The sequence below is a fragment of the Bradyrhizobium sp. genome (genome assembly GCF_036009065.1).
GTDB lineage: Bacteria > Pseudomonadota > Alphaproteobacteria > Rhizobiales > Xanthobacteraceae > Bradyrhizobium.
This window is the reverse complement of the sequence record NZ_DASYMN010000021.1, coordinates 1-23,122: the sequence shown is the minus strand read 5'-3', so window position 1 is coordinate 23,122 and position 23,122 is coordinate 1. Positions and strand designations below refer to the sequence as shown.

At 63.5% G+C, this 23,122-nt stretch carries 20 protein-coding genes; 9 read left to right on the top strand and 11 right to left on the bottom strand.

What is annotated here, in order from left to right; all coding sequences use genetic code 11:
* Positions 1-203: 203 nt before the first annotated feature.
* Complete coding sequence (locus VGP39_RS01340) at positions 204-998, bottom strand: SDR family oxidoreductase (protein WP_327566309.1); 795 nt, start codon at positions 996-998, stop codon at positions 204-206.
* A gap of 25 nt (positions 999-1,023) precedes the next feature.
* Positions 1,024-1,719, bottom strand: coding sequence for a PAQR family membrane homeostasis protein TrhA (trhA, locus tag VGP39_RS01335; RefSeq protein ID WP_327566308.1), 696 nt, complete (start codon positions 1,717-1,719; stop codon positions 1,024-1,026).
* 183 nt (positions 1,720-1,902) lie between these two features.
* On the opposite strand from trhA, the gene VGP39_RS01330 reads away from it, so the two are divergent.
* Together VGP39_RS01330 and VGP39_RS01325 are read left to right on the top strand one after the other, a co-directional pair.
* Complete coding sequence (locus VGP39_RS01330) at positions 1,903-3,372, top strand: YcjX family protein (protein ID WP_327566307.1); 1,470 nt, start codon at positions 1,903-1,905, stop codon at positions 3,370-3,372.
* Entirely contained in the window at positions 3,369-4,394 is a 1,026-nt protein-coding gene (locus tag VGP39_RS01325; RefSeq protein WP_327566306.1) for a TIGR01620 family protein, read from the top strand. Before VGP39_RS01330 ends, VGP39_RS01325 begins: the two co-directional genes overlap by 4 nt.
* A 132-nt stretch (positions 4,395-4,526) precedes the next feature.
* Here VGP39_RS01325 and VGP39_RS01320 read toward each other — a convergent pair whose 3' ends face one another.
* The 4 genes from VGP39_RS01320 to VGP39_RS01305 all read right to left on the bottom strand — a co-directional run bounded on the left by VGP39_RS01320 (position 4,527) and on the right by VGP39_RS01305 (position 9,088).
* Positions 4,527-5,384 carry a hypothetical protein gene (locus VGP39_RS01320; RefSeq protein WP_327566305.1) on the bottom strand — a complete coding sequence of 286 codons (858 nt, stop codon included), beginning with the start codon at positions 5,382-5,384 and terminating at the stop codon, positions 4,527-4,529.
* A 182-nt stretch (positions 5,385-5,566) separates the two neighbouring features.
* Positions 5,567-6,484 carry a fumarylacetoacetate hydrolase family protein gene (locus VGP39_RS01315; protein WP_327566304.1) on the bottom strand — a complete coding sequence of 306 codons (918 nt, stop codon included), beginning with the start codon at positions 6,482-6,484 and terminating at the stop codon, positions 5,567-5,569.
* Positions 6,484-7,455, bottom strand: coding sequence for a tripartite tricarboxylate transporter substrate binding protein (locus VGP39_RS01310; RefSeq protein ID WP_327566303.1), 972 nt, complete (start codon positions 7,453-7,455; stop codon positions 6,484-6,486). The genes VGP39_RS01315 and VGP39_RS01310 overlap by 1 nt, the downstream gene beginning before the upstream one ends.
* Before the next feature lie 31 nt (positions 7,456-7,486).
* A complete protein-coding gene (locus VGP39_RS01305; RefSeq protein WP_414644539.1) occupies positions 7,487-9,088 on the bottom strand; it encodes a glycosyltransferase family 39 protein in 1,602 nt (533 codons plus the stop codon).
* Between the two features lie 99 nt (positions 9,089-9,187).
* Here VGP39_RS01305 and VGP39_RS01300 point away from each other — a divergent pair, with 99 nt between their 5' ends.
* The 3 genes from VGP39_RS01300 to VGP39_RS01290 all read left to right on the top strand — a co-directional run bounded on the left by VGP39_RS01300 (position 9,188) and on the right by VGP39_RS01290 (position 11,988).
* Positions 9,188-10,930 (top strand): adenylate/guanylate cyclase domain-containing protein, encoded by a 1,743-nt coding sequence (locus VGP39_RS01300; protein WP_327566302.1) that lies wholly within the window; start codon positions 9,188-9,190, stop codon positions 10,928-10,930.
* Positions 10,931-11,206: 276 nt separating this feature from the next.
* The gene (locus tag VGP39_RS01295; RefSeq protein ID WP_327566301.1) at positions 11,207-11,563 is read left to right on the top strand and encodes a hypothetical protein; all 357 of its coding nucleotides are present in this window, start codon (positions 11,207-11,209) and stop codon (positions 11,561-11,563) included.
* A 224-nt stretch (positions 11,564-11,787) separates the two neighbouring features.
* Positions 11,788-11,988 carry a cold-shock protein gene (locus tag VGP39_RS01290; RefSeq protein WP_327566300.1) on the top strand — a complete coding sequence of 67 codons (201 nt, stop codon included), beginning with the start codon at positions 11,788-11,790 and terminating at the stop codon, positions 11,986-11,988.
* A 131-nt stretch (positions 11,989-12,119) separates the two neighbouring features.
* Here VGP39_RS01290 and VGP39_RS01285 read toward each other — a convergent pair whose 3' ends face one another.
* Entirely contained in the window at positions 12,120-12,761 is a 642-nt protein-coding gene (locus VGP39_RS01285) for a hypothetical protein (RefSeq protein WP_327566299.1), read from the bottom strand.
* Between the two features lie 97 nt (positions 12,762-12,858).
* Here VGP39_RS01285 and putA point away from each other — a divergent pair, with 97 nt between their 5' ends.
* Positions 12,859-15,864 (top strand): bifunctional proline dehydrogenase/L-glutamate gamma-semialdehyde dehydrogenase PutA, encoded by a 3,006-nt coding sequence (gene putA / locus VGP39_RS01280; RefSeq protein WP_327566298.1) that lies wholly within the window; start codon positions 12,859-12,861, stop codon positions 15,862-15,864.
* A gap of 219 nt (positions 15,865-16,083) precedes the next feature.
* Positions 16,084-17,289 carry a CoA transferase gene (locus tag VGP39_RS01275; protein ID WP_327566297.1) on the top strand — a complete coding sequence of 402 codons (1,206 nt, stop codon included), beginning with the start codon at positions 16,084-16,086 and terminating at the stop codon, positions 17,287-17,289.
* A gap of 4 nt (positions 17,290-17,293) precedes the next feature.
* Here VGP39_RS01275 and VGP39_RS01270 read toward each other — a convergent pair whose 3' ends face one another.
* From VGP39_RS01270 to VGP39_RS01255, 4 genes are all read right to left on the bottom strand, one after another.
* The gene (locus VGP39_RS01270; RefSeq protein ID WP_327566296.1) at positions 17,294-17,461 is read right to left on the bottom strand and encodes a hypothetical protein; all 168 of its coding nucleotides are present in this window, start codon (positions 17,459-17,461) and stop codon (positions 17,294-17,296) included.
* A gap of 71 nt (positions 17,462-17,532) precedes the next feature.
* Complete coding sequence (locus tag VGP39_RS01265; RefSeq protein ID WP_327566295.1) at positions 17,533-18,768, bottom strand: flavin-dependent oxidoreductase; 1,236 nt, start codon at positions 18,766-18,768, stop codon at positions 17,533-17,535.
* A gap of 22 nt (positions 18,769-18,790) precedes the next feature.
* Complete coding sequence (locus tag VGP39_RS01260) at positions 18,791-20,329, bottom strand: hypothetical protein (RefSeq protein WP_327566294.1); 1,539 nt, start codon at positions 20,327-20,329, stop codon at positions 18,791-18,793.
* Positions 20,330-20,519: 190 nt separating this feature from the next.
* Positions 20,520-21,584 (bottom strand): hypothetical protein, encoded by a 1,065-nt coding sequence (locus tag VGP39_RS01255; RefSeq protein WP_327566293.1) that lies wholly within the window; start codon positions 21,582-21,584, stop codon positions 20,520-20,522.
* Between the two features lie 262 nt (positions 21,585-21,846).
* On the opposite strand from VGP39_RS01255, the gene VGP39_RS01250 reads away from it, so the two are divergent.
* Positions 21,847-22,218 (top strand): cyclic nucleotide-binding domain-containing protein, encoded by a 372-nt coding sequence (locus VGP39_RS01250; RefSeq protein ID WP_327566292.1) that lies wholly within the window; start codon positions 21,847-21,849, stop codon positions 22,216-22,218.
* Complete coding sequence (locus tag VGP39_RS01245) at positions 22,215-23,027, top strand: MBL fold metallo-hydrolase (RefSeq protein ID WP_327566291.1); 813 nt, start codon at positions 22,215-22,217, stop codon at positions 23,025-23,027. Before VGP39_RS01250 ends, VGP39_RS01245 begins: the two co-directional genes overlap by 4 nt.
* Positions 23,028-23,122: the final 95 nt, after the last annotated feature.

The window sequence follows — 23,122 nt, the reverse complement described above, 5'->3', positions numbered from 1 at the left end:
GGCAAATCTGCAGTTATTGCGATGCTCCAACGGGTTTCAACAAGTCGCATCTGAAAGTGGGCTGACTTTCCGTGTCTCGAACTCCAATGATTTGAGTCACTTATTTTGAATCAGACTCTGAGGAGCGGCCTCTTGGCCGCGCCTCAAAGGATGAGATGTTGGTTCGAGACGGCGCAAGAGCGCCTCCTCACCATGAGGGCGCCCTATTTCCCGTAACTCTCGCGCATCCTGGCCTGGATCTTCGCCATACCGCCGATCCAGCGGTCATAATTCTCGGTCTTCTTGCGCATGTAATCGAGAACTTGCGGATGCGGCAGGATCACGAAGGTCTCCTGCTCGATTCCCTTTAGCGCATCCTGCGCCACCTGTTCCGGCGAAAGATCGCCATCGCCGGATTGCGGACCTTTCGGGATCGACCGCAGCATGTTGGTGTCGACGCCCTGCGGGCACAGGATCGAAACCTTGATGCCATGCGCGCGGTGCGAGATCGCCAGGTTCTCCGCAAAACCGACCGCGGCATGCTTGGTGGTCGAATAGGCCGGACTGCCGACCTGCGACAGCAGGCCCGCGGCGGAAATCGTGTTGAGGAAGTAGCCGCCGCCGCGCGCCTTCATGCGTGGCACCAGATGCCGCGCCGCATAGACATGCGCCATCACATGGATGGCCCAGCTTTTCGTCCAAGGCTCGTCGGAGCTTCCGCCGGCATTCTCCGACAGCGGATCGAACCCGCCGCCGATGCCGGCATTGGAGCAGAACAGCGCGATCGGACCGAATTTCCGCTCGGTTTCTTCGATGAGATGGCGGATGTCCTTTTCCTGGCCGACGTCGCATTTGAACGCCGCGCCGTCGATCGAGGCGGCGACGGCTTCGGCGTTTGCCAGATCGAGGTCGGCCACGACGACCTTGGCGGCGCCTGCGCGAGATAAGGCTTCGCACAGCGCCCGGCCGATGCCGTTGGCGCCCCCGGTGACCACGACGACCTTGCCGGCAACCTGCATTGTCACGTCCTGCTTTTTAAAATCGTCAGGTCAATACGAGATCGAGCACGGCGGTGTAATGGCAGGCCGCGCCGAGCAGCACGAAGCAATGCCAGATCACGTTCTGAAAGCGCAGCCGCTGCCAGGCGTGGAAGATCACGCCAAAGCTGTAGAGCACGCCGCCGGCGGCGATGAACCACAGCGCCATGGGCGGCAGCGACACCACCACGGTGTCGTAAACCATGAAGATGCTCCAGCCCATCGCGAGATAAAGCCCCACCGACAACCGGTCGAAACGTCCGGGCAAGAACAGCTTGAGCACGATGCCGACAATCGCCACGCACCACACCCCGATCAGCAGCGCGACGGCGAAGACACTGTCCTTCATCTGCATGATGAACGGCGTGTAGGTCGCCGCGATCAGCACATAGATCGCCGAATGATCGAAGCGGCGCAGCACCCATTTGGCTGGCGAAACCGGCCACAGATTGTAGGTCGCCGACAGCACCAGCATGGTCAGCAGTCCGGCGACGTAGATCGAGACAACCGCCACTTCAAACGGCGTCGCATAGACGGCGGTGAGAACGATCAGCACCGTGGCCGCGACCAGGCCGCAGAACACGCCAATGCCGTGCACGACGCCATCGGCGATCAGCTCGGCGCGGTCGTAATTCCAGCGCGCAGCGCCCATCGCCGCGTTTGCGGAACTCGAGGCAAATTGCTTCAGTTTGAAGACAGTCATGGATCAGGTCCGGCGAACGGCGCTTGCTTGCCAAGCGATAAATCATACCCCATGGCACGTCAACGAAACCTGACCCTGAGAAGCCGCCTTAAATGTGAAACTTGATTTCCGCCCGACAATCGCCACTTTCCAAAAAGCGCCCTCCCGGTCGCCCTCCATCATTGTCGAGCCGTTCATCCCAGCATGGCACTTGGTTTTTCCGAAATCGTCGAGGAAGCGCGGCTGTCCGCGCGGGCGCTGCTGGACTACGGCGACAACCTGTTCAATCCGACGGTGCGGCTCGGGGTCACCGGATTGTCACGCGCGGGCAAAACCGTATTCATTACCGCGCTGGTTCATGGGCTTTCGCGCGGCGGGCGCTTTCCGATCTTCGAGCCGCTGGCGACGGGGCGGATCGCGCGCGCCCGGCTGGAGCCGCAGCCCGACGATGCGGTGCCGCGGTTCGCTTATGAAGATCACCTGCGTACCTTGATCGAGCAGCGGCTCTGGCCGAACTCGACTACGGACATCAGCGAACTGCGGCTGGTGATCGACTACCAACGGCAAAATGGCGCGGATCGCACGCTCACGCTAGATATCATCGATTATCCCGGCGAATGGCTGCTCGATCTGCCGCTGCTCACCAAGAGTTACGAACAATGGTCGTCGGAAAGTCTCGCCTTGTCGCGACTTGATCCCCGTGCGCGGCTGGCGGCGGAATGGCATTCGCATCTTGCGACGCTCGACGCGCAAGCGCACGAGAACGAGCAGGTCACCTTGGCAACAGCAAAACTGTTCACCGAATACTTGCGCGCCTGCCGCGACGAGCGCTTCGCCATGAGCCTGCTGCCACCCGGCCGCTTCCTGATGCCGGGCAATCTTGCAGGCTCGCCGGCGCTGACCTTTGCGCCGCTCGAGGTGCCGGTCGATGGACTGGCGCCGGATGGTTCGCTATGGGCGATGATGCGGCGGCGTTACGAGGCCTACAAGGACGTGGTGGTGCGGCCGTTTTTCCGCGACCACTTTTCGCGGCTCGACCGCCAGATCGTGCTGGTCGATGCGCTCGCGGCATTCAACGCCGGACCGGAAGCGCTGCACGATCTGCAGGCGGCGCTGGCGGGCATTCTCGATTGTTTCCGGATCGGCCGCAGCACGATGTTCAGCAGCCTGTTCCGACCGCGGATCGACCGCATCCTGTTTGCCGCCACCAAGGCCGATCATCTGCACCATTCCAGCCATGACCGGATCGAGGCGATCTTGAAGCGAATGCTGAACCGCGCCTCGACCCGCGCCGAGGCGGCGGGCGCCGCGGTCGACGTGGTCGCGCTGGCCGCGGTACGCGCCACCCGCGAGGCCCTGGTGCAGCGCGGCCGCGACAAGTTGCCGTCGATCCTGGGCAGGCCCGTGAAAGGTGAAATCGCGACCGGCGAGACCTTCGACGGCGAGACCGAGGTCGCGACCTTTCCGGGCGACCTGCCGGCCGATCTCGACGCACTCTTTCAGGGCGACGGTGCGTTTCGCGGCCTGACAACCGCAACGGCGGAAAAGGCCGATTTTCGCTTTCTTCGTTTTCGCCCGCCGCTGCTTGACAGCGATGACGCGGGTGACCCTGCGCTGCCTCACATCCGCCTCGACCGCGCGCTCCAGTTCCTGATCGGAGACAAACTGCAATGAGTGAGCGAAATCGCCGTCCCGCGACCTTCAAGCTCGACGATCCCCATGTGATCGTCATGGATCCGGATGGCGACCCCGCCCGCCCGTCGCGCGGCACGGTCCATATCACGCCGGAGGCCGACCCGGCGTTGCTGCCGGTGCCGATCGAGGAACCGGTCGTCCCGCAGCGGCGCGGCTTTCGCTGGGGCACACTGTTCTGGACCGCGCTCGGCGGGCTGGTCCTGCTCGGCACCGGGCTCGGCGTCGTCAATCTGGTCGAAGATCTGTTTGCGCGCAACGAAGGCTTTGGCTTTCTCGGACTTGGGTTCGCATTGCTGGCCACGCTGGCGCTCGTCATCATCGTCGCGCGCGAGGCGTTAAGCCTAGCGCGTCTCGCCGCAATCGAGAAACTGCATCGCCGCGCCGCCGAGGCACTGCTCAGCGACGATCGCGCGGAGAGCCGCACAATCGTGCAGGACCTGCTGAGGATCGCGCATGGCAATCCGCAGCTGGCGCGGGCGCGCACGGCACTGGCAAGGCACGTCGACGACATCATCGACGGCGCCGACTTGATCCGGCTTGCGGAACGCGAACTGATGACGCCGCTAGATCAGGAAGCGCGCCGCCTCGTCTCAATAGCCGCGCAACGCGTCTCCATCGTCACTGCGGTAAGCCCGCGCGCGCTGATCGACGTACTGTTCGTGTTCGCGGCGTCGCTGCGCCTGGTGCGGCAGCTGGCCCGGCTCTACGGCGGACGGCCGGGAACGCTGGGGCTGATCAAGCTGATGCGCCATGTCATCGCGCATCTTGCCATCACCGGCGGTATGGCCGCGAGCGACGGACTCGTTCAGCAGGTGCTCGGCCATGGCATCGCCGCAAAACTGTCGCAGCGGCTCGGCGAAGGCGTGTTGAACGGCCTGCTGACGGCGCGGCTGGGCCTTGCCGCGATCGACGTAACCCGCCCGCTGCCGTTCACCGCGCTGCCCCGGCCGGTGCTTGGCGATCTCGCCAAGGACTTGCTTCGCAAGCGCGATGAGTCGTAGCGGGCACCGTCATTCCGGGCGACGCCTACCGAGTCCGCGCAAAGCGCGGCCGATGGCGGCGAACCCGGAGTCCAGAAGTTGCTGCGCGAGATTCCGGGTTCGCGCGCTTTGCGCGCGCCTCGGAATGACGGGTCACTGAATCACAATCCGTCTGCGCGCCAAGCGATCGGAATGCGCCATCCACTCCGGCAGCGGAGCTCCGTCCCGGTGCCGGCCTCCGGCGCAGGCAGCCGCCCATGCCGCCACTGCTCCAAGCAGCAATGCCGTCGCCAAGGAGAACGCCAGGATAATCGTGCTGCGCCGCGAGCGATTGAGCGCAGTCCTCGCGTTGGCGATGCCATTGTCGACGCGACGTTCGGCGTCTGCGGCGGCCAGACCGGTGGCCGAGGCCACCAGCTGAACCAGATAGGTCCTGTCGTCCGCGCTGACACCGTCATGTCCGGAGGACGTCAACAGGATTCGGCCGGCCTCGGCCCGTTCGGATCGCAAATCGACATTTGGAGGCCGTCGCGGCGATCGGAACAGGCGGTCGAGTTCATAGCTCAAAACCGGTTCGGCAGCGCTGGCACTGGCTGCTGTTGCCGGCGAAGGACGATTGACCGCTGCCGCAGCAGCGAAAGCCGCCACTGTTGCGCCGAGTACCACCGCCACCGCCCAAACCGTCAGGCCATGAAGTCCGTCGCGGGTTTCGACCTGGTCGGAGGGCGTAGCGACCCGCGGACGATAAAGCCGGCCGGCAATATAACCGCCAAGTGCGAAGCTCACGACCGCCTGAAGGATGAGGAAAAGTCCCGACAACAGCCACAGCGCCCACGATGCGTCCCGCCAAGTCGGCGACGTTGAGCTTACGCCCAATCCGACGGCTGCAGCGAAAGTGACGAGGATAAGGGACAGTGCCGTAGCGGCCAGGGCTCCCGCGATCACGGGCGTCCATTGCAAATATCTCGGCTCCGTCTCAAGCGGGCCGGAAACGTCGGTTTCCGCGATCATGATCGGCCCCTATCTCAGGCCGAAAAACGATAAGACAGCCAAAATAACGACGACCAGACCGACGAGATAAATCAGACCGTTCATTGAACTCTCCTCAATGTCCCTGAGTAGCTATAATCGCATGGGTGCCCCAAGGTTCCACTTTTTCCCGCCCAAGGGTCTACGTCCGAAAGCGAACAGATCTAACGCGGCGCGACGATCCGCGTGCGCAGCGACATCAACCCTTCGAACGCAATCACCATGTCGTCGCCCGGCTTGAGATAAAGCTCGGCCGCGTTCGGCTGCCCCACCGCGACGCCGCTCGGCGCACCCATCGCGATCAGGTCGCCGGGCTCGAACACCACGTAGCGGGAAAAATGCTCCAGCACGTCGGCGATTTTGTACAGATAGTCGCCGGTGTTCGAGCGCAGCCGCGGCTGCCCGTTGACGTGGCAAGTGACCCACAGATTTTCGGTATCGGCAACCTCGTCCATGGTAAGGATGTACGGGCCGACCGGTGCGAAGCCGGGCATGTTCTTGGCGGTCCAGAACCGGCTGCCGGAGGCGACCTCGCGCTGCTGGATTTCCCGCGCGCTGACATCGTTGGTGAGCGTGAAGCCTGCGATGTAGTCCATCGCATCGGCTTTCTTCACCCCGTGCGCGCGCTTGCCGACGACGTAGCAAAGCTCAGGCTCGTAATCGAGCGTGGCGATGCCATCGGGCCTGACCACCTCGTCGTCGTCGCCCGACATGGTGTCGACCAGTTTGATAAAGCCGGTCGGCTCGCCCGGAACCTCGGTCAGCATCTTGTTGGCTTTGAGTTCTTCACGGTGCTTCCTGTTGTTCTTGCCGACGCAGAAGAATTTTGACGGATCGGGAATCGGCGGCAGGAATCTCGTTCCCGCGACGGGGCGATGCAGTCCCTTGGCTTCCGCTGAACTTGCAAGCACCTCAAGAGCCGCGAGGGTGTGGAGTCCGCTGGTGAGCGCGACTTTGACGCTGGTCGAGGGAATTGGCTGGTGCAACGCATTCGCAGCGGCGACGACATCGATGATCTGCTCGCCGCGCACGATCCCGAAACGCGGCCCCAAAAACTCGTCGGCAAAAGTTGCCAGGCGCATCACTTTGCTCCCGGCAATTGGACGTCGTTGTCTTTCACAAGCTTGCTCCATTTGGCAACATCGGCATTGATATAGCGGCCGAATTCCTCCGGCGTCTGCGGCTTGGGCTCGGCGCCCAGCGTCGCCAGATGGTCGCGGAATTCCTGGCCGTCCATCGCGGCGACAATGGCCGCATTGATCTGTTTGACGATCTCCGGCGGCGTACCCGCCGGCGCCAGCAGTCCGAACCAGCCGACGGACTCATAGCCCGGCACCCCGCCCTCGGCGAGCGTCGGAACATCCGGATAAAATTTCGAACGCCTGGTGTCGGTCACGCCAAACGCCTTGAGCTGGCCCGATTGCACGAATTGCTGCACGACCGGCCCCGGCGCGAACATCAGGTCGATGCGCGCCCCGAGCAGATCGGTCATCGCCGGGCCGGTGCCCTTGTAGGGAATGTGCAATAACTTGATGCCGGCATCACTCCCGAACAGCACGGCGGAAAGATGCGACGCCGCGCCGACGCCGGAGGAACCGAACGTCAATCCCCCCGGTCTTTCCCTGGCGAGGCGAATCAGATCGGCGGTCGAGCTGACCGGCAGCTTTGGGTTGACGACCAGCAGATACGGCGGCGGCGCGCCGATCGCGATTGGCGCGAGCACCTTGCTGACCTCGAACGGGCCATCAGCGCCTGACGACACCGCCATCAGCGCGCCGGTCGAGGCCATCAGCAACGTATATCCATCGGGCGGGGCCTTCATCACCGCGCGGGTGCCGATCCCGCCTGACGCGCCCGGCTGGTTTTCCACCACGACGGGCTGGCCCCATTTGCTGTTGAGATGTTGCGCGATGATGCGCGCCAGCACGTCGGTGCCGCCGCCGGCGGCGAACGGCACGATCATTCTTATCGTGTGATTTGGGTAGTCGGCCCCCGATGCCGTCAGCGCCGTGGCGCACAACCACAGCGCCGTCACCAAACTCCGATAGACCATTTCGTGCCGCTCCTTTCGAGGGTTCTTGTTTTTATGGAAGTGCGAAGGCGAGCCGCTGCTCGCCGGGTCTCTTGTTCTGCGCCAGCACCCGCCAGCGATATAGCGGGGAGTCCCGCGGCGGCGTGAGATCGGGAGTCCAGCCGGTCAGCTTCTCCAGCGCGTAGGTATCCATTACGACTCCGCGCCAGCTTCGTTCGACCTGAACCAACGGCGTGCGAACCGCCGTCGTCGCGGCCCACACCGGATTGGTCTGATCCGGCTCGCGCGCGACATAGAGGCCGGTACGGCCTCTGATCGAATTCATGCCGGGATCGCGGAAGCCCGTGAAGCGGCCACGCTCGTTGATCTGCACCACCGGTACGCGATCTTTCAGATACCAGCGCAGCATCGCATAGGTGCGATAGTCCGTGGCCGCGATCCAGTTCGCGCCGATCTGCTGCATTTCGGACTGCGCGCGGCTTGCGACCTGCCCGTAGCCCGCCTCGCCTCCGATCGGGTCCGCCTTGCCGAAGAAATTCCACGGGATGGCGACGGAATAGAGAAAGCTCCCCACCACCAGCACGATTCCCGACGCGACCGCCACGTTGGCCCATGCGATGGTGGATCTGATCATCCATGCCGGCCAGCCTTCGCGCCGCAGCATCGCGATGTTGATGGCGGCCGCGGCAAATCCGATCGGCCACAGGAACATCGGCCAGGTGTCGCCGATCCGCAAGGTCAGCGATTTCCAGAGGAAATAGCCGAAGGGGACGATCACGCAGGTGGAGAGCAGAATCGAGATGGCATCGCGCCGGCGAACTCCGCGCCATGCGGTCAGCGCGACCCCGGACAGTACCACCGGCAGCAGGATCGGCCCGACCAGAAAGAATTGCAGGCCGAGGAAATCGCCGACCGTGCGCAGCGACAGTTCGTGGGTTGCAACCGCACGCACGGACTGGAATCGGAACGAAGCCCAGTCGTGCTGCGCATTCCAGATCAGCACCGGCGAGAAAATTACAACGGCAATCAGCGCCGCGAGCCACGGATACGGACTCCTCAGCCAGCGCCGCCGCCAGTCCGGAATCAGCATGAACGCCAGAACGGCGGGCATCAGCATCACGGCGGTGAATTTTGACAGCAGCGCGAGGCCTGCGAACGCGCCGGCGGCAAGCCACCAGCGCGCATCATTGCTCTCGACCAGCCGCACCAGCGCCCACACCATCGCCACCGCAAATGGAATCAGCGCCACATCGGGCGCGACCTTGGCCATCAGCAAACCGTAATAAACCGCGACTTCCGGTATCAGCACCGCGAGGATCACCGCGCGGACGTCGCGGGTCACACGCCGCACGATATCTGCGAGCAGCAGCTGCGTGACCAGCATGGCCAGCACACCTGCGAATCGCACCCCGAAATTGGTATCGCCAAAAATCGCGGTGCCGAAGCGGATCAACCAGGCGATCATCGGCGGATGATCGAGGAAGGACAGCACGCCTTCCTTCGACCAGGTCCAGTAATAGGCCTCGTCGGTGCGCAGCTCGACCACGCCGGCGTAGACCACCCGCATCGCGGTGAACAACGCGATCAGCGCGCAAAGGGCCAACAGCTGGCGGCGCTGCTTCGGGCTGGCTTGTTCTGGCGGGGCTTTCGGCACGGCGCTTTCTCGCCAACTCCGGTGGGGGTGTCAACGAGTGAGGTGTGGCCACTTAAAGGAATAAACCCTAACATCGGGCGATATATTCGACGGGACCACATGGCAGAATCCGCCCAGGCCCAGCTTGGCAAATTCATCCGCGGGATCAGCATCCGCCAGATCCGTCTGGCGTGCGGGCTGGTGCTGTTCGCCTATCTGGTCAGCCATTTCGTCAACCACGCGCTCGGCAACGTCTCAATGAACGCCCTGGCCACCGGCGTCTATTTCCACACCCTGTTCTGGCAATTCCTTCCCGTTGCCATCGTTTTCTATGCCGCCTCGCTGACCCACACCGGGCTCGGCATCTGGGCGCTTTACGAGCGGCGGCAATTCCGCTGGAAGGCCATCGAGCCGCTGCAGCTCGTGCTGGGCTTAAGCATTCCTGCATTGATCATCACCCATCTGGCCGGCGTGCGGCTCGGCCAGGCGCTGTTCGGGCACGAAAAGCTCTATCCACAGGTGCTCTATGCCTATTGGATCGTGTGGCCCTACAAGATGTGGCTGATGTTCATCGTCCTGATCGTCGCCTGGGTTCACGGCTGCATTGGACTTTATTTCTGGCTGCGGATGAAGGCGTTCTTCAAGAACGCCGCGCCTTATCTGCTCGCCGCGGCGGTACTGATCCCGACGCTGGCAATGCTCGGCCTCTATCAAGGTGGCCGGACGGTCGTTGCGGAAAGCGGCAATGTCCAATGGAAAGCCGAAAACCTCTCGCGACAAAAAGTCGGCACGCCGGCCGAACAAGGCGTGCTGGATCAGATCACCGATTATTTCCTGGTCGGGTACCTCGGCCTGATCGGGCTTGCCCTGATCGGGCGAGGCGTGCGCGCATTGAACGAGCGCCGCCACGGCATGATCACATTGTCATACGGCAATGGCCGGACTGTTCGCGTGCCCAAAGGCCTCAGCGTGCTCGAAGCCAGCCTGCGCAACAACGTGCCGCATGCCAGCGTCTGCGGCGGCCGGGCCCGCTGCTCGACCTGCCGCATCCGCGTGATCGGAGACTGCGACACGCTCCCGGAGCCGTCCAAGCGCGAAGCGTTCGTGCTCAACCGCGTCGGCGCCAGCGCCGATCCGGCCATCCGTCTCGCCTGCCAGCTGCGGCCCGAGGCCGACCTCTCCTTCTTCCAGATTTTTTTGCCGCAGGTCACGGCAGCCACCTTACGGACCTCAAGTCCCGCCCGTATTGGTGAGGAGCGCTATCTCGTAAGCATGTTCGTCGACATGCGCGGCTCTACGAAACTCGCGGAAAAGCGCTTGCCGTTCGACACCGTCTTCATCGTCAACCGCTTCCTCGGCGCGGTATCGAAAGCGGTGATCGATTGCGGCGGCCAGCCCAACCAGTTTGTCGGCGACGGGCAGCTGGCGCTGTTCGGGCTCGGTACAACTCCGCAAACCGCATGCCGCCAGGCGCTCAGGGCCGCGGCGATGATCGCCGCCAATGTCGACGAGCTGAATCAATTTCTAAGCCATGACCTGCGCGAGCCGATCCGCTTCGGCATCGGCGTTCACGGCGGCGAAGTCATTATCGGCGACATCGGCTATCGCGACCACATGGTGTTCACCGCACTCGGCGACGCGGTCAATGTCGCAGCAAGGCTGCAGGACATGACAAAGGGTCTTGCCTGTGAAGTTGTCTTCTCAGAAGAGGTTCGCAAAACCGCCGGATTGCCGGCCGACGGATTGCCTCCGCATGACGTCGATATCCGCGGACGCGCCGAACCGATGATCGTCCGCGCGGTGGCGAGTGCGAAGAGCCTGTCGGCGCTAGTCGAAAGCGTAGACGCCGCCGTCGCGGCGTAACCAACGTCGTCCCCGCGAAGGCGGGGACCCATACGCCGTGTCCTCTCTGCTTTAGCACAACGGTCGACGGGGCAACCCATCGCGTCACTCTTATGCCAGGGGTTATGGGTCCGCCGTCGCGGGGACGACTCGGGGATAGGTGATGGAGCGCACACCTGAACGTCTGTTCAGAAAATTCTTCCCGGAATTTTTCGAACTGTACTCCCGGACACGGTCGATGGGTACGACTGAAACTGAACATCAACCCGCGCCAAGCGCGCATTTAGGAGAACGACCATGTTACGCAAAATCACCCTTGCACTTGTTGCCGCAGCCTCCCTCGGCGTGATGGCGCTGCTCCCACGGCGGCTTCCGCAAAGCCATGGGGCGGTGGATGGGGCGGCGGTTGGGGTGGCGGCTATCATCATCATCACCACTTCGGGCCCCGCTTCGGCCTCGCTTATGTCGGCGGCTATGCCGACAACGGTTGCTATGTGGCCCGCCGCGTTCGGACCCCGTACGGCTATCGCCTGCGCACCGTCAACGTCTGCTATTGATGGGAACTTCGGTTCTCAATTCAAAAAGCCCCGGTTGCTCGCGCGGCCGGGGTTGTTGTTTTTATCACGGCGCGCCGCTGCGGGGACATTTCAGTAAAATTGTAACCGGAGGCGCTTTGCGGGCGTTCTGCCGCGCAAATGACCGCGAAACAGGCAAAACCCGCCATCCGACCGCAAACCACAGCGTTTTCCGGGATTTTCTGGAGGCGTTGTTTTAAGCTATCAAGCTGGGCTCAACCCGCGTATCGTGCGGCCGTCGGATAAGCCGGTTTCCAGGGACCGACCGATCGTGATTGTTTTCAATCCTGCGGAGACTACGTGATGGCTAAAGGTACTGTGAAGTGGTTTAACCCGACCAAGGGTTTTGGTTTTATCCAACCGAGCAATGGCGGCAAGGACGTGTTCGTTCATATTTCGGCGGTCGAGAAGGCCGGTCTTTCGACGCTTAATGAAGGACAGACGGTGGAATACGAGGAAGTCGCCAACCGCGGCAAGACCTCGGCCGAACACCTTAAGGTTTGACGCCGACAGCGCAATCCTGAAAGCGCGCCCTCGGATGCGATCCGGGGGTTTAGTCTTCCGAAACATCATCTCAAGAGAGATCGAGCGCGGCAAGGGCGGCTGCGCTCTTGCCCGCAATTGTGCGTGGGTGCTCAGTCTTCCTTGACCCATTTCTCGACCGGCATCACGTCGGGCAATTCCAGATAGCCGCGCGTCCACATATCGACGACCCACTCGATGCGGGTTGCGCGCTCGACCAGCACGGCGGTGTTGTGCGGTGTCTGCAGCACCAGCGCGTTGCCCCGATAGTGCGGGTCGCCTACCGTGTGATACTTGAACAGGCCCCATTCCTGCAGCACCAGCAGCAGGCTGGTGGTGTTGCGCGTGGTATCCCAGCAATCGTAATTGTGCTTGTCGTCGAAATAGCGGAAGTCCGCTTTGGCGATGCGCTTGTTGGTACCGATTACCGGTCCCATGCGGCGGTCGAACCATACTACCGCCTTTTGCACCGCCGCCCGCTCGGCCGCGGCCGACGCCTTTCCGGCGCCAAGGATCTGCATCAACGCCTTGCGGTCGGCCAGCGTGAAATCGAGAATTTCGCGGCGCCGGCACACAAAGCCATAGCAAACCGTCATGGAGGTTGCGGATGGCGGATAAATCGAGACCGTGCTGTACAGCGCCGCCACCGGCGGACTGAGTTCAATCGCCCCGGCCGGCTGAGCAACCGCCAGCGCAAGCGCGGCCAGGCCCGCAAGGTGCAGGCGAATTCGGCGCGGTTCCGTTACCGATCGCATGATCCGGCGCGACTCCTTAAGGTCCTTGAAAATTATCCCGCGGGTTTCGCCGTGCCAAGATGGCTCCGTGCTAGAACAGCGGAACCTGAGTCATGCCATGACACCTGATGCGAAAATACCGCAGTTTACGGCCCCCTACGCGCCCGATGATGGCGCAATCGCGTCACGCCTGCTCGCAACGACGCGGTTTGCGCCGGAACAGGAGGCGCGGATCGACCGGACCGCAACCCGGCTGATCGGGGCCATTCGCGACCATGACGACCGGCTCGGCGGCATCGAGGACATGCTGCGTGAGTTCGCGCTCTCCACCAAGGAAGGCCTGGCGCTAATGGTGCTGGCCGAGGCGCTGCTGCGCGTGCCCGATACGCAGACCGCCGATGCGTTCATCGAGGACAAGCTCGGCCAGGGCGACTTCGTGCACCACGAGACGAAATCCAGCGCCTTCCTGGTCAACGCATCGGCGTGGGCGCTCGGGATGTCGGCGCGCGTCATTCAGCCCGGCGAAACGCCGCACGGCACCATCGGTCGCCTGGCAAAACGCCTCGGCGTCCCTGCCGTGCGTGCCGCCACCCGGCAGGCGATGCGTCTGATGGGCAGCCACTTCGTGCTTGGAGAGACCATCGAAGCCGCGCTTGAACGGGCCCGGCCGCATTCGGCGCGCATTCCCCGTTATTCATTCGACATGCTCGGCGAAGCCGCGCGCAGCGCCGCGGACGCCGAACGCTATTTCCAATCCTACGCCAGCGCGATCGACGCCATCGGCCGCGCCGGGGGCGAAAAACCCCTGCCCGACCGGCCCGGCATTTCGGTCAAACTGTCGGCGCTGCATCCGCGCTTCGAGGCGGTGAGTCATGGGCGGGTGATGGCAGAACTGCTTCCACGGCTGATCGAGCTTGCGCGTCAGGCGAAAGCCTATGATCTGAATTTCACCGTCGACGCCGAGGAAGCCGACCGGCTTGAACTCTCGCTTGACGTGATCGCGGCGGCTTTCGGCGACGCGTCGCTCGCGGGCTGGGACGGCTTTGGCCTCGCAATCCAGGCCTACCAGAAACGCGCCGAAGCCGTGATCGACTACGCCGATGACCTCGCGCGTGGCCTGAACCGGCGAATGATGCTGCGCCTTGTGAAGGGCGCGTATTGGGACACCGAGATCAAGCGCGCGCAGGAGCGCGGCCTCGACGGCTATCCGGTATTCACCCGCAAGGCGATGACCGATTTGAACTACATCGCTTGCGCGCGAAAACTGCTGAACTCAAGGGCGCGCATCTTTCCGCAATTCGCCACCCATAACGCGCTCACTGTCGCGACCATTCTTGAACTCGAAGGGAGCGAGGGCGGCTTCGAGTTTCAGCGCCTGCACGGCATGGGCGACGCGCTCTATACGCAGCTGGGAGCGGACCATCCGGAACTGGCGTGGCGGACCTACGCGCCGGTCGGCAGCCACCGCGACCTGCTGGCCTATCTGGTGCGGCGCCTGCTGGAGAACGGCGCCAATTCATCCTTCGTGGCGGTTGCGGCCGACGATTCGGTGCCGGTCGAAACGCTGCTGCGGCGCCCCGCCGAACTCATCGGTTCTGCTGACAATGCGCGGCATCCCAACATTCGCCTGCCGCGCGATCTCTACCAGCCGGACCGCGCCAATTCACGCGGCATCGAATTTGGCGACCGCGCGGCGCTGGATGCTTTGGTCGCGGCCGTTGCGGCAAGCAAGCCGCATGTCAGCGACACCATCGATGCTACCCCAGAGACGGCAAGCAAGGCCGTCATTGCTGCCGGGGCAGGATTCAAAAGCTGGAGCCGTATGGCGGCGCAAACGCGCGCGCAAATGCTGGAGCGTGCCGCGGATCTGCTGGAGCAGCGCACCGCGCATTTCATCGCGCTCCTGCAACGCGAGGGCGGCCGGACGCTGGACGATTCCGTGTCTGAAGTTCGCGAGGCGATAGATTTCTGCCGCTACTACGCCGCCGAAGGCCGCAAGCTGTTCGGCGATGGACAGGTCATGCCGGGGCCGACCGGCGAGAGCAACCTGCTGCGGCTACGCGGCCGCGGCGTCATGGTCGCGATTTCGCCGTGGAACTTTCCGCTCGCGATCTTCCTCGGGCAAGTCACCGCGGCGTTGATGGCCGGCAATACCGTGGTCGCAAAACCTGCGGAGCAAACGCCCTTGATCGCGGCGGAAGCGGTTCGCCTGCTGCAAGAGGCCGGCATACCGGCATCGGCGCTGCACCTGGTGCCCGGCGACGGCAATATCGGCGCCGCATTGGTCGCGCATCGCGATATCGCCGGCGTGGTCTTCACCGGCTCGACCGAGGTGGCGCGGTCGATCAATCGCACACTCGCCGCCAAGGACGGTCCGATCGTGCCGCTGATCGCGGAGACCGGTGGCATCAATGCCATGATCGTCGATGCCACCGCGCTGCCGGAACAGGTCGCCGATGACGTGGTGACATCGGCGTTCCGCTCGGCCGGGCAGCGCTGCTCGGCGTTGCGCCTGCTGTTCGTGCAGGACGACGTCGCGGGCCGCATGATCGAGGTCATCGCCGGCGCCGCACGGGAACTGAAGGTCGGCGATGTCAGCGACCCCGCCACGCATATCGGGCCAGTGATCGACCTCGAGGCGAAGCAGCGGCTGGAGGCACATATCGCGCGTATGAAGAAAGCGGCCCGCGTGCATCTCGGGGGCGCGGCTCCCGACGGTAATTATGTCGCACCGCATATTTTCGAATTGTCTCGCGCTGAAGACCTGAGCGAAGAGATATTCGGCCCGATCCTGCATGTGGTGCGGTATCGCGCCGATCATCTCGAGCGCGTGCTGCAGTCGGTCGAACGCAGCGGCTACGGGCTGACGCTCGGCATTCATTCGCGCATCGACGATACCGTGGAGGCGGTGATCGAACGCCTGCAGATCGGCAATATCTACGTCAACCGCAACATGATCGGCGCCGTCGTCGGCGTGCAGCCATTCGGCGGGCACGGGCTGTCCGGCACCGGTCCCAAGGCCGGCGGGCCGCAATACCTTGCGCGATTCGCAACCGAGCAGACCATAACCGTCAACACCGCCGCCGCCGGCGGCAATGCCGCGCTGATGGCGGACACCGACTAACCGTCATCCTGAGGTGCTCGCCGCCCTTGGCGGCGAGCCTCGAAGGATGGCCACAAGCGCCGGTACATGCGTCCCATCCTTCGAGATGCCGCGCAAGATGCGCGGCTCCTCAGGATGACGGAAAATGTGTGGCGCGCCATCCCACTTCCCCCGTTGCATCGCCGGATAACATCGATCAAATGGCGAAACGGAAAACCGGCAACAATCACGGGAGCGACCATGGACAACGGCATCTTCGAAGGCCTCAAGGTTCTGGACTGCGCAAGCTTCATCGCAGCCCCCGCGGCCGCCACGGTGCTGTCGGACTTCGGCGCCGACGTGATCAAGATCGAGCCGCCGGGAGCGGGCGACCCCTATCGCAATTTGCCGAACCTGCCGGGCTATCCGGTCAGTCCGCACAACTACGCGTGGCTGCTGGAATCCCGCAACAAGAAGAGCCTCGCGCTCGACCTCGGAAAGCCGGAGGGACAAGCGGTGCTGCGCCGTCTCGCCGCGCAAGCCGACGTCTTCATCACCAATTTTCCGCCTGCGGTGCGCGGGCGGCTGGGCATCACCTATGAAGAGCTAAAACCCCTTAACGACCGGCTGATCTATGCCTCGTTCACCGGCTACGGCGAGAAAGGCGAGGAAGCCAACAAGCCCGGCTTCGACAGCAATGCCTATTGGGCCCGCTCAGGCCTGATGGACCTGGTGCGCGCCGACCTCGACACCACGCCGGCGCGCTCCGTCGCCGGCATGGGCGACCATCCCTGCGCGATGGCGCTGTATGGGGCCATCGTCACCGCGCTGTACAGGCGCGAGCGCACCGGCACGGGCTCTCACGTCAGCTCCAACCTGATGGCCAACGGCGTCTGGGCCAGCAGCGTTCTGGCCCAGGCGAAATTATGCGGCGCCACGTTTCAGCAGCGACATCCGCGCGAGCGCGCGCTGAACGCCGTGACCAATCATTACAAATGCCGCGACGGCCGCTGGATCATCCTGTCGCTGCTCAACGAGGAACGGCAATGGCCGGCGCTGGCGCGCTGCATCGGCCGCGAGGAATTCGTCACCGATCCGCGTTTCGCCAGCAAAGCCGGCCGCCATGCGAGGTCGGTGGAATTGATCAAGATTTTCGACGAGATATTTGCGACCAAGGATCTAGCCGAATGGCGGCGAATTCTCGACGGCAACGGACTGGTGTTCGGCGTGGTCGGGATATTGGACGATATTCCGGACGACCGGCAGATGCTGGAGAACGACGTGCTGGTGCCGTTCGAGGGTGACGGCATGCTGACGATCAACAGCCCGATCTGGGTCGATGGCGCCAAAAAGAAGCAGCCGCGTCATCCGCCCGGGATCGGCGAGCACAGCGATGAGGTGCTTCGCGCCGCAGGATACGACGAGGCGTCGATCAAGCAATTGCGGGCGGCGGGCACCGTGGCTTGAGCCTTCAGCGATGCAGCCAGGCCCAGGCGATCGCGAACAGGATGATGCCGATCACCACCGACACGCTCAACGCCCATGAGCTGACGCGAACGGAACTGACCGCCTCCCGCCTGGCCTCGTTGTGCGCGATCTGACGATCGCGCTGCTTGTTTTCGCTTTCGGAGTTGCTCACGCGATCTCCCGCTGCCCGGCGCTTCGTTGCACCGGATTCATACGCCGAATCGCCGCGTGCTTCCAGAGCGATTAGGTCCGCAATGCATCCTTGGAAAATCCAGCGATCCGCTTGTAGCCCTCGGATAGCGCAACGAGTTCATCGCGACTGATCACGTCTTCGATGACGCCGAACGGCTGATCGCCGGTGCGCTGAAATACCTCGCGCAGGATCGCGTCCGGAGGATTGGTGCGGTTGGTCAGCACGATGCGGGTGGTGGCATCGAGCCGCTGCTTCTCGTAGGCCGCCAGCGCGGCGACCGGGTCATCGTTTTCAAGCAGCGCCGTCGTCAGCGCCCGCGCATCGAGGATGGCCTGCCCGGCGCCGTTGGAGCCGCGCGGTACCATCGGGTGCGCGGCGTCGCCGAGCAAAGTCACCCGCCCAAAGCTCCAGCGCGGCAGCGGATCCTGATCGACCATCGGAAATTCCAGCACGCCGTCCGCGGCGCGGATGAAGGCCGGCACATCCAGCCAGTCGAAGTGCCAGTCTGCGAACGCGCCGATGAAATCGTCGATCGAGCCCGGGCGGGTCCAGTCGCGCTTGCGATGCACCGGGGTTTCGATTTCGGCCACCCAGTTGACGAGCTGCAGTCCGTCGGCGCCGGCGGCGCGGATCGGATAGATCACCATCTTGCCATGCGACAGCCATCCCGCTCGCACCATGCTGGCGCCGGACAGCATCGGTTTCCACCGCGTCACGCCGCGCCACATGTTGACGCCGGAATAGCGCGGCTCGCCTTCGTCCGGATAAAACTGCCTGCGGATCGCCGAATGGATGCCGTCGCAGGCGATCGCGACCCGGCCGCGCATCGTGCTGCGGCTGGCGCCGTTCGGGCCGTCGGAAAAGCTGACGCTCGCGCCGGCGCCGTTCTGTTCCACGCCAACGCAATGATGATTGGTAAGCAAGCGATCGTTTCCGGCGCGCGCACGAAAGGCGTCGAGCAGGATCATCTGAAGGTCGCCGCGGTGGATCGAGAACTGCGCATGATCGTAGCCTGCCGCGCGGCCGAGCGGCTCCTGATAGATCAATTGACCAAAACGGTTGAAAAAGGTCGCGTCGCTGGTTGCGACCGCGACCTTGGCGAGCGCCGCTTCCAACCCGAGCGCGGCGAGTTCCGTGGTCGCATGCGGCAGCAAATTGATGCCGACGCCGATCGGCCTGATTTCGGCGGCGGATTCAAAAACCCGGCAGGGAATTCCGGCCGCATTCAGCGCGAGTCCGACGGTCAGCCCGCCAATGCCGGCTCCGACGATGATGACCTCGTCCATGTTCCCTCCCGGACGCGCTTCTTCAGCGGCTTTTCACAAAACACATTCCCATGCGCGAGGCGGTGCCGATGGGCTGACAGGCAAGCCCCGCGGCGCAGGTCCAGGAGCGAAAACTCTTGTCGTTGTCGGCGGATTTGGGCTTCTGCTGGTAGCAATGCGCGCCCCAGCCGTCGTCATATCCGCTGCCCGCGAGTTCGGAGCTGCCGCGCGGCTGGGGGCGATCGGAAAATCCGCGGGAATAGTCCGGCGCCCTGCCGTCGCCTATCGCGGCGAGAATATCGCGGCGGCGAATCTGATCGCCGAAGAAATGCGGCGACGCCGGCACCACGCTCGAATTGGACGGCTTTTCCGTCATCCAGTCGACGCCGGGGAAATGAAAGCCGCCGATGCCGCGGATCTGGTGACAGCCCGCGCAGGTCATGTCGTTGAGCCGTCGCTCAAGGCCGGCGACCGAGCGGATGTTTTCGAATGCGACGCCGCCTGTCGCCGCTTTCTTCAATGCCGCGACGACCTCGCTCTCCCCGAAGACCTCGTTGCCGTAGCCGTCGGCCTGTACGAAGCCAAATGCCGGTTGGCGGTTCGACGGTGCAAATCCGACCGGCGTCGCGGCAATGGCGGAGGTCGCCAGAAACTTCTGCGGCACCAGGATGGTGCCGCGATCCAGCTCGGCGAGGTTTTTCGGGTCAAGCAACCACGCCCTGAATTCCCGCTTCAGGCCGGCGTCGGCAAAAATGTTGTCGCGATCGATCTGGTTCTCCAGTGCTGCTTCCTCGAACACGCCGGCCCGCGCGTCCAGGCGGTATAGTTTCAGCAGATAATCGGTGCGGAAATCGCCGCTCGCCGATTTCGGCGCGTGCGCGATCTGCAGATTGGTTTCGAGGCGGTCGATGTTTTCGGGCCGGATCAACTGCAGCGGGCCATCGTTCGACATCAACCAGTTTGCCAATTCCGTGCCGCTCAATTGCGTCTCGCCGGCTGCCAGCCATCGTCGCGCGATCGCGGAACAGGCGATTGCGGAAGCATCGCCACTTCTCGCCTTCAGCACGATATTGAGGGTCATCGGCAGCCGCGGCGGGGCCGCGCCTTCGCCGGGTTCGACGGCTGCGCTGCGCGTGAGACGATAGATCAGTCTGACCTCACCGCAGCTTTCCGGAGATACGTAAGCGCGGTCCATCCGGTTGACGACGCCGGCCAGCACAAAGCGCGTATCCCGGGAATACAGCAACGCGAGATCGAACAGTTGAAGGCCGAAGGACGGCCCGACACCAACCGTCTCGCTCGCCGAACCGGTTTTGTGCTTCGTGACGTAGCGAGCGAACTCGGTGTCGAGTGCCTTGCGAACCGGAGCCATCGACGGCAGCGCGAACAAGGCATCGTTGTTCATCGGCGCATCGATCGGCTCCGCAGGCCCGACCATGCGGCCCACGCCGAAGCTTCCGCGGTCGAATTCGCGCAAAACATACGGATCGGTGATCGCAACGCCGCGCTCCAGCGCCGCGCTTTGTGCAATGCGCGGCGTCACAATGCAGAGCAGGATCAACAGAGAAACGATGAATGGCACGCGTGGCCTTTTCCATGACGGGCAACCCCGGGAAATTAGCTGAAAAGGCCCCCGCCGTCATTCCGGGGGGCGCCTCTTTAGCGCGAACCCGGCATCCGGAGGGTGTGGAGCCGCCGAACTCAATATCCGGATTCCGGGCTCGGTCGCTCTGCGACCGCCCCGGAATGACGTGGTTAGGCTACGGCCCTGCTCAGCGCCCGACGATCAGGCCGCGGCTGGTCACCACCACCCAGCGGCCATCCTGCTTGCGGATGGCGTCGATCCGGCCGAGGCCCGGGATGGGATCGCCGGCGTATACCTCGAAGATGCCCTGGCGGCCTTCGATCAGCGCGCTGCCGTTGCCGGCGTCGCGCAACACCCAGCCTTCCACCGTCGGTAGCCGTGCTACTTCCGGCTTCGGCGCGGGGACCGGAACCGGCGCAGGCGCCGCGTTGGCGGTCTGAACCGATCCCGTGGACTCTTTCGGCGCGGCCGGGGCCGGGGCTGCCGCGGCGGCAGCGACCGGCGCAGCCGCCGGCGCGGCGGCCGAGGCGGTGCGAAGCTTCTCAACGGCTTCGCTGAGCTTGGCGAGTTTCGCGGCCGGCTCGGCCTGCGCTTTTTCTATTCTGTCCAGGCGGTCGCCGGTTTTGCTGATCTGCGCGGCGCTGTGTTTCGACGCCTGCTCGAGGCTGGTCCTGAGCGCCGTAACCTCGGTGTCGATGCGCGCGATCGTATCTTCGAGGGCGCGGCTGCTCGCGACCTTGGAGCTGTCGGCCGCGACATGGCCAAAACCCGCCGTCGCCAGCGCGCCGCCGATGGCGCCGGCCACCGCGGCGAGGGCGATCACGGCTGCAAGCGCGGCGACCCGGCGCTTGCCGAATATCCCGCCGCCGGCGGACTGCGTTTTGGAGTCACCGTTGTCGCCGTTCCATGCCTGGTCGCGGGGCATGATCAGGATCTGGCCGGGAGATTTCGGTGCGTCAGTCTTTGTTTCGACCCGCGGAGTTTCCGGATTTGCGGCTTCGGGCTTTGCAACCTCGGGCTTTGCGGGCTCCACTTTGGGCGCATCCTTTGCCTTGTCGGCTTCGCTCTGCTCCGGCGCAATCTTCGGAGATTCGACGCTGATGGACGGTTTCGCCAGATATTGGGCTGAGTCTTGAGCCAGTCCTTGGGCCGCCGGGGCGGGCGTTGCCTCCGGTGAATTCGGCGTGGTCTGGCCGGCGCCGACGACGTCGCCGAGGTTATCGCTGATCCGGTCAGGCTGTTGTTCGCTCACGTCCAAATCTCCAGCAAAGGGTTGACCATTTGGTAACTTTTATTGCTTGCGAATTCGTTACTGCGGCCCAAATTACGGAAATTTTAGGATGTCATCCGGCTCGTTTCCGCCGCATTCAAGGAAACCGACGTGCGACGGCGCGCCCTGGAATTCAGCTTTGCTGCCCTGCGGCATTGGCTGTCCCCCACCATGCATTTGATTGCCCTGCCGGATTTCCCGACTAACATGGCCGCAATGAGACCAGTCAGAAGGCGCCGGGCCCATGACCATCGAAAAATGCATCAACGAATATGAGGTGGCCGATGTCATTTTCGAGGAAGGCTCGACCGGACGCGAGCTCTATGTCGTGCTCGACGGCAAGATCGATATCGTCAAGGATAGCGGCGCGACCAGGACCACCATCGTCACCCTCGGCAAGGGCGAATTCTTCGGCGAAATGGCCGTGATCGACGGCTCGTCGAGATCCGCGACCGCGATCGCCGCCGCGCCGAAAACCAAGGTGATGCAGATCAACCACGCGAGGTTCGTTTACCTGGTCAGTCAGCAGCCGGCCTTCGCGCTGATGATCATGGACGCGCTGAGCAAGCGGTTACGCGCCTCCAACGCCGCCCAGTTCAAAACAGCCGGCCAATGAGCGACCGCAAGCCGAGCCCGTTTGTCACGCTTCTGAACAACGACGTCTGTTCGCTGATCGAGGCGGCTCCCGACGTCTACCAGATCCGCTTCAAGAACCGCGCCGCCAACGCCTATCTGGTGCGGGGCTCATCGCGCACCGTCATGATCGACGTGGGACTATCGTCGAATTTTCCGCATTTGCTGGAATGCCTCAAGCATGTCGATTGCGCGCCCGACAAGGTCGACATGGTGATTCTCAGCCACGAACATCTCGACCATATCGGCGCCGCGTATCATTTCGGCGGCCGCAGCATCATCGCGGCGCATCGCCTCGCCGCCAACAAGATCATGCTGCGCGACGATTTCTCGATGCTGCGCAAGATGTTCAACGAGCCGGATGTGCCGATCAATGTCGATATCTGGCTGGAAGAAGGCAACCTGCTCGACCTCGGCAATTTTCGCCTCAATGTAATGTACACGCCCGGCCACACCTCGGCCTGCATCAGCCTGTTCGATCAGGATCAGGGGCTGCTTTTTGCCGCCGACACCTTGATGCCCGGCGGCGTGATGGGCGGCGTGTTCGGATCGGGCAGCATCAGCGACTACATCCAATCGTTGCAGCGGCTGAAGGGTTTGAACTCCAAAATTCTGCTGTCCGGCCACGGCCGGCTGTCCGATACGCCACAGGACGACGTCCGGATCGCGATCCAGCGCTCGCACGCGCTGCTGTCCGACACCGCGCAACTGTTCGACGCACTTGATGCGCGCTCGAACTTCGAGCCGATCATGCAGTCGGTGCGCGATCTCAACAAGCTGGACGACGGGTAAATGGCGCCAATCTCGTGTCCCGGACGCGGTGCGGCATTCTTCATGCCGCTCCGCAGAGCCGGGACCCCGGTTAAGCAAGCAAGCTGGACCCCGGC

What these genes read in the sequence shown, in the direction of transcription:
- VGP39_RS01265 (WP_327566295.1), bottom strand. Translation starts at nt 18,768, where the DNA reads ATGGACGAGGTCATCATCGTCGGAGCCGGCATTGGCGGGCTGACCGTC.
- VGP39_RS01310 (WP_327566303.1), bottom strand. Translation starts at nt 7,455, where the DNA reads ATGGTCTATCGGAGTTTGGTGACGGCGCTGTGGTTGTGCGCCACGGCG.
- VGP39_RS01245 (WP_327566291.1), top strand. Translation starts at nt 22,215, where the DNA reads ATGAGCGACCGCAAGCCGAGCCCGTTTGTCACGCTTCTGAACAACGAC.
- VGP39_RS01315 (WP_327566304.1), bottom strand. Translation starts at nt 6,484, where the DNA reads ATGCGCCTGGCAACTTTTGCCGACGAGTTTTTGGGGCCGCGTTTCGGG.
- VGP39_RS01285 (WP_327566299.1), bottom strand. Translation starts at nt 12,761, where the DNA reads ATGCGATCGGTAACGGAACCGCGCCGAATTCGCCTGCACCTTGCGGGC.
- trhA (WP_327566308.1), bottom strand. Translation starts at nt 1,719, where the DNA reads ATGACTGTCTTCAAACTGAAGCAATTTGCCTCGAGTTCCGCAAACGCG.
- VGP39_RS01295 (WP_327566301.1), top strand. Translation starts at nt 11,207, where the DNA reads ATGTTACGCAAAATCACCCTTGCACTTGTTGCCGCAGCCTCCCTCGGC.
- VGP39_RS01330 (WP_327566307.1), top strand. Translation starts at nt 1,903, where the DNA reads ATGGCACTTGGTTTTTCCGAAATCGTCGAGGAAGCGCGGCTGTCCGCG.
- VGP39_RS01290 (WP_327566300.1), top strand. Translation starts at nt 11,788, where the DNA reads ATGGCTAAAGGTACTGTGAAGTGGTTTAACCCGACCAAGGGTTTTGGT.
- VGP39_RS01300 (WP_327566302.1), top strand. Translation starts at nt 9,188, where the DNA reads ATGGCAGAATCCGCCCAGGCCCAGCTTGGCAAATTCATCCGCGGGATC.
- VGP39_RS01340 (WP_327566309.1), bottom strand. Translation starts at nt 998, where the DNA reads ATGCAGGTTGCCGGCAAGGTCGTCGTGGTCACCGGGGGCGCCAACGGC.
- VGP39_RS01325 (WP_327566306.1), top strand. Translation starts at nt 3,369, where the DNA reads ATGAGTGAGCGAAATCGCCGTCCCGCGACCTTCAAGCTCGACGATCCC.
- VGP39_RS01320 (WP_327566305.1), bottom strand. Translation starts at nt 5,384, where the DNA reads ATGATCGCGGAAACCGACGTTTCCGGCCCGCTTGAGACGGAGCCGAGA.
- VGP39_RS01275 (WP_327566297.1), top strand. Translation starts at nt 16,084, where the DNA reads ATGGACAACGGCATCTTCGAAGGCCTCAAGGTTCTGGACTGCGCAAGC.
- putA (WP_327566298.1), top strand. Translation starts at nt 12,859, where the DNA reads ATGACACCTGATGCGAAAATACCGCAGTTTACGGCCCCCTACGCGCCC.
- VGP39_RS01250 (WP_327566292.1), top strand. Translation starts at nt 21,847, where the DNA reads ATGACCATCGAAAAATGCATCAACGAATATGAGGTGGCCGATGTCATT.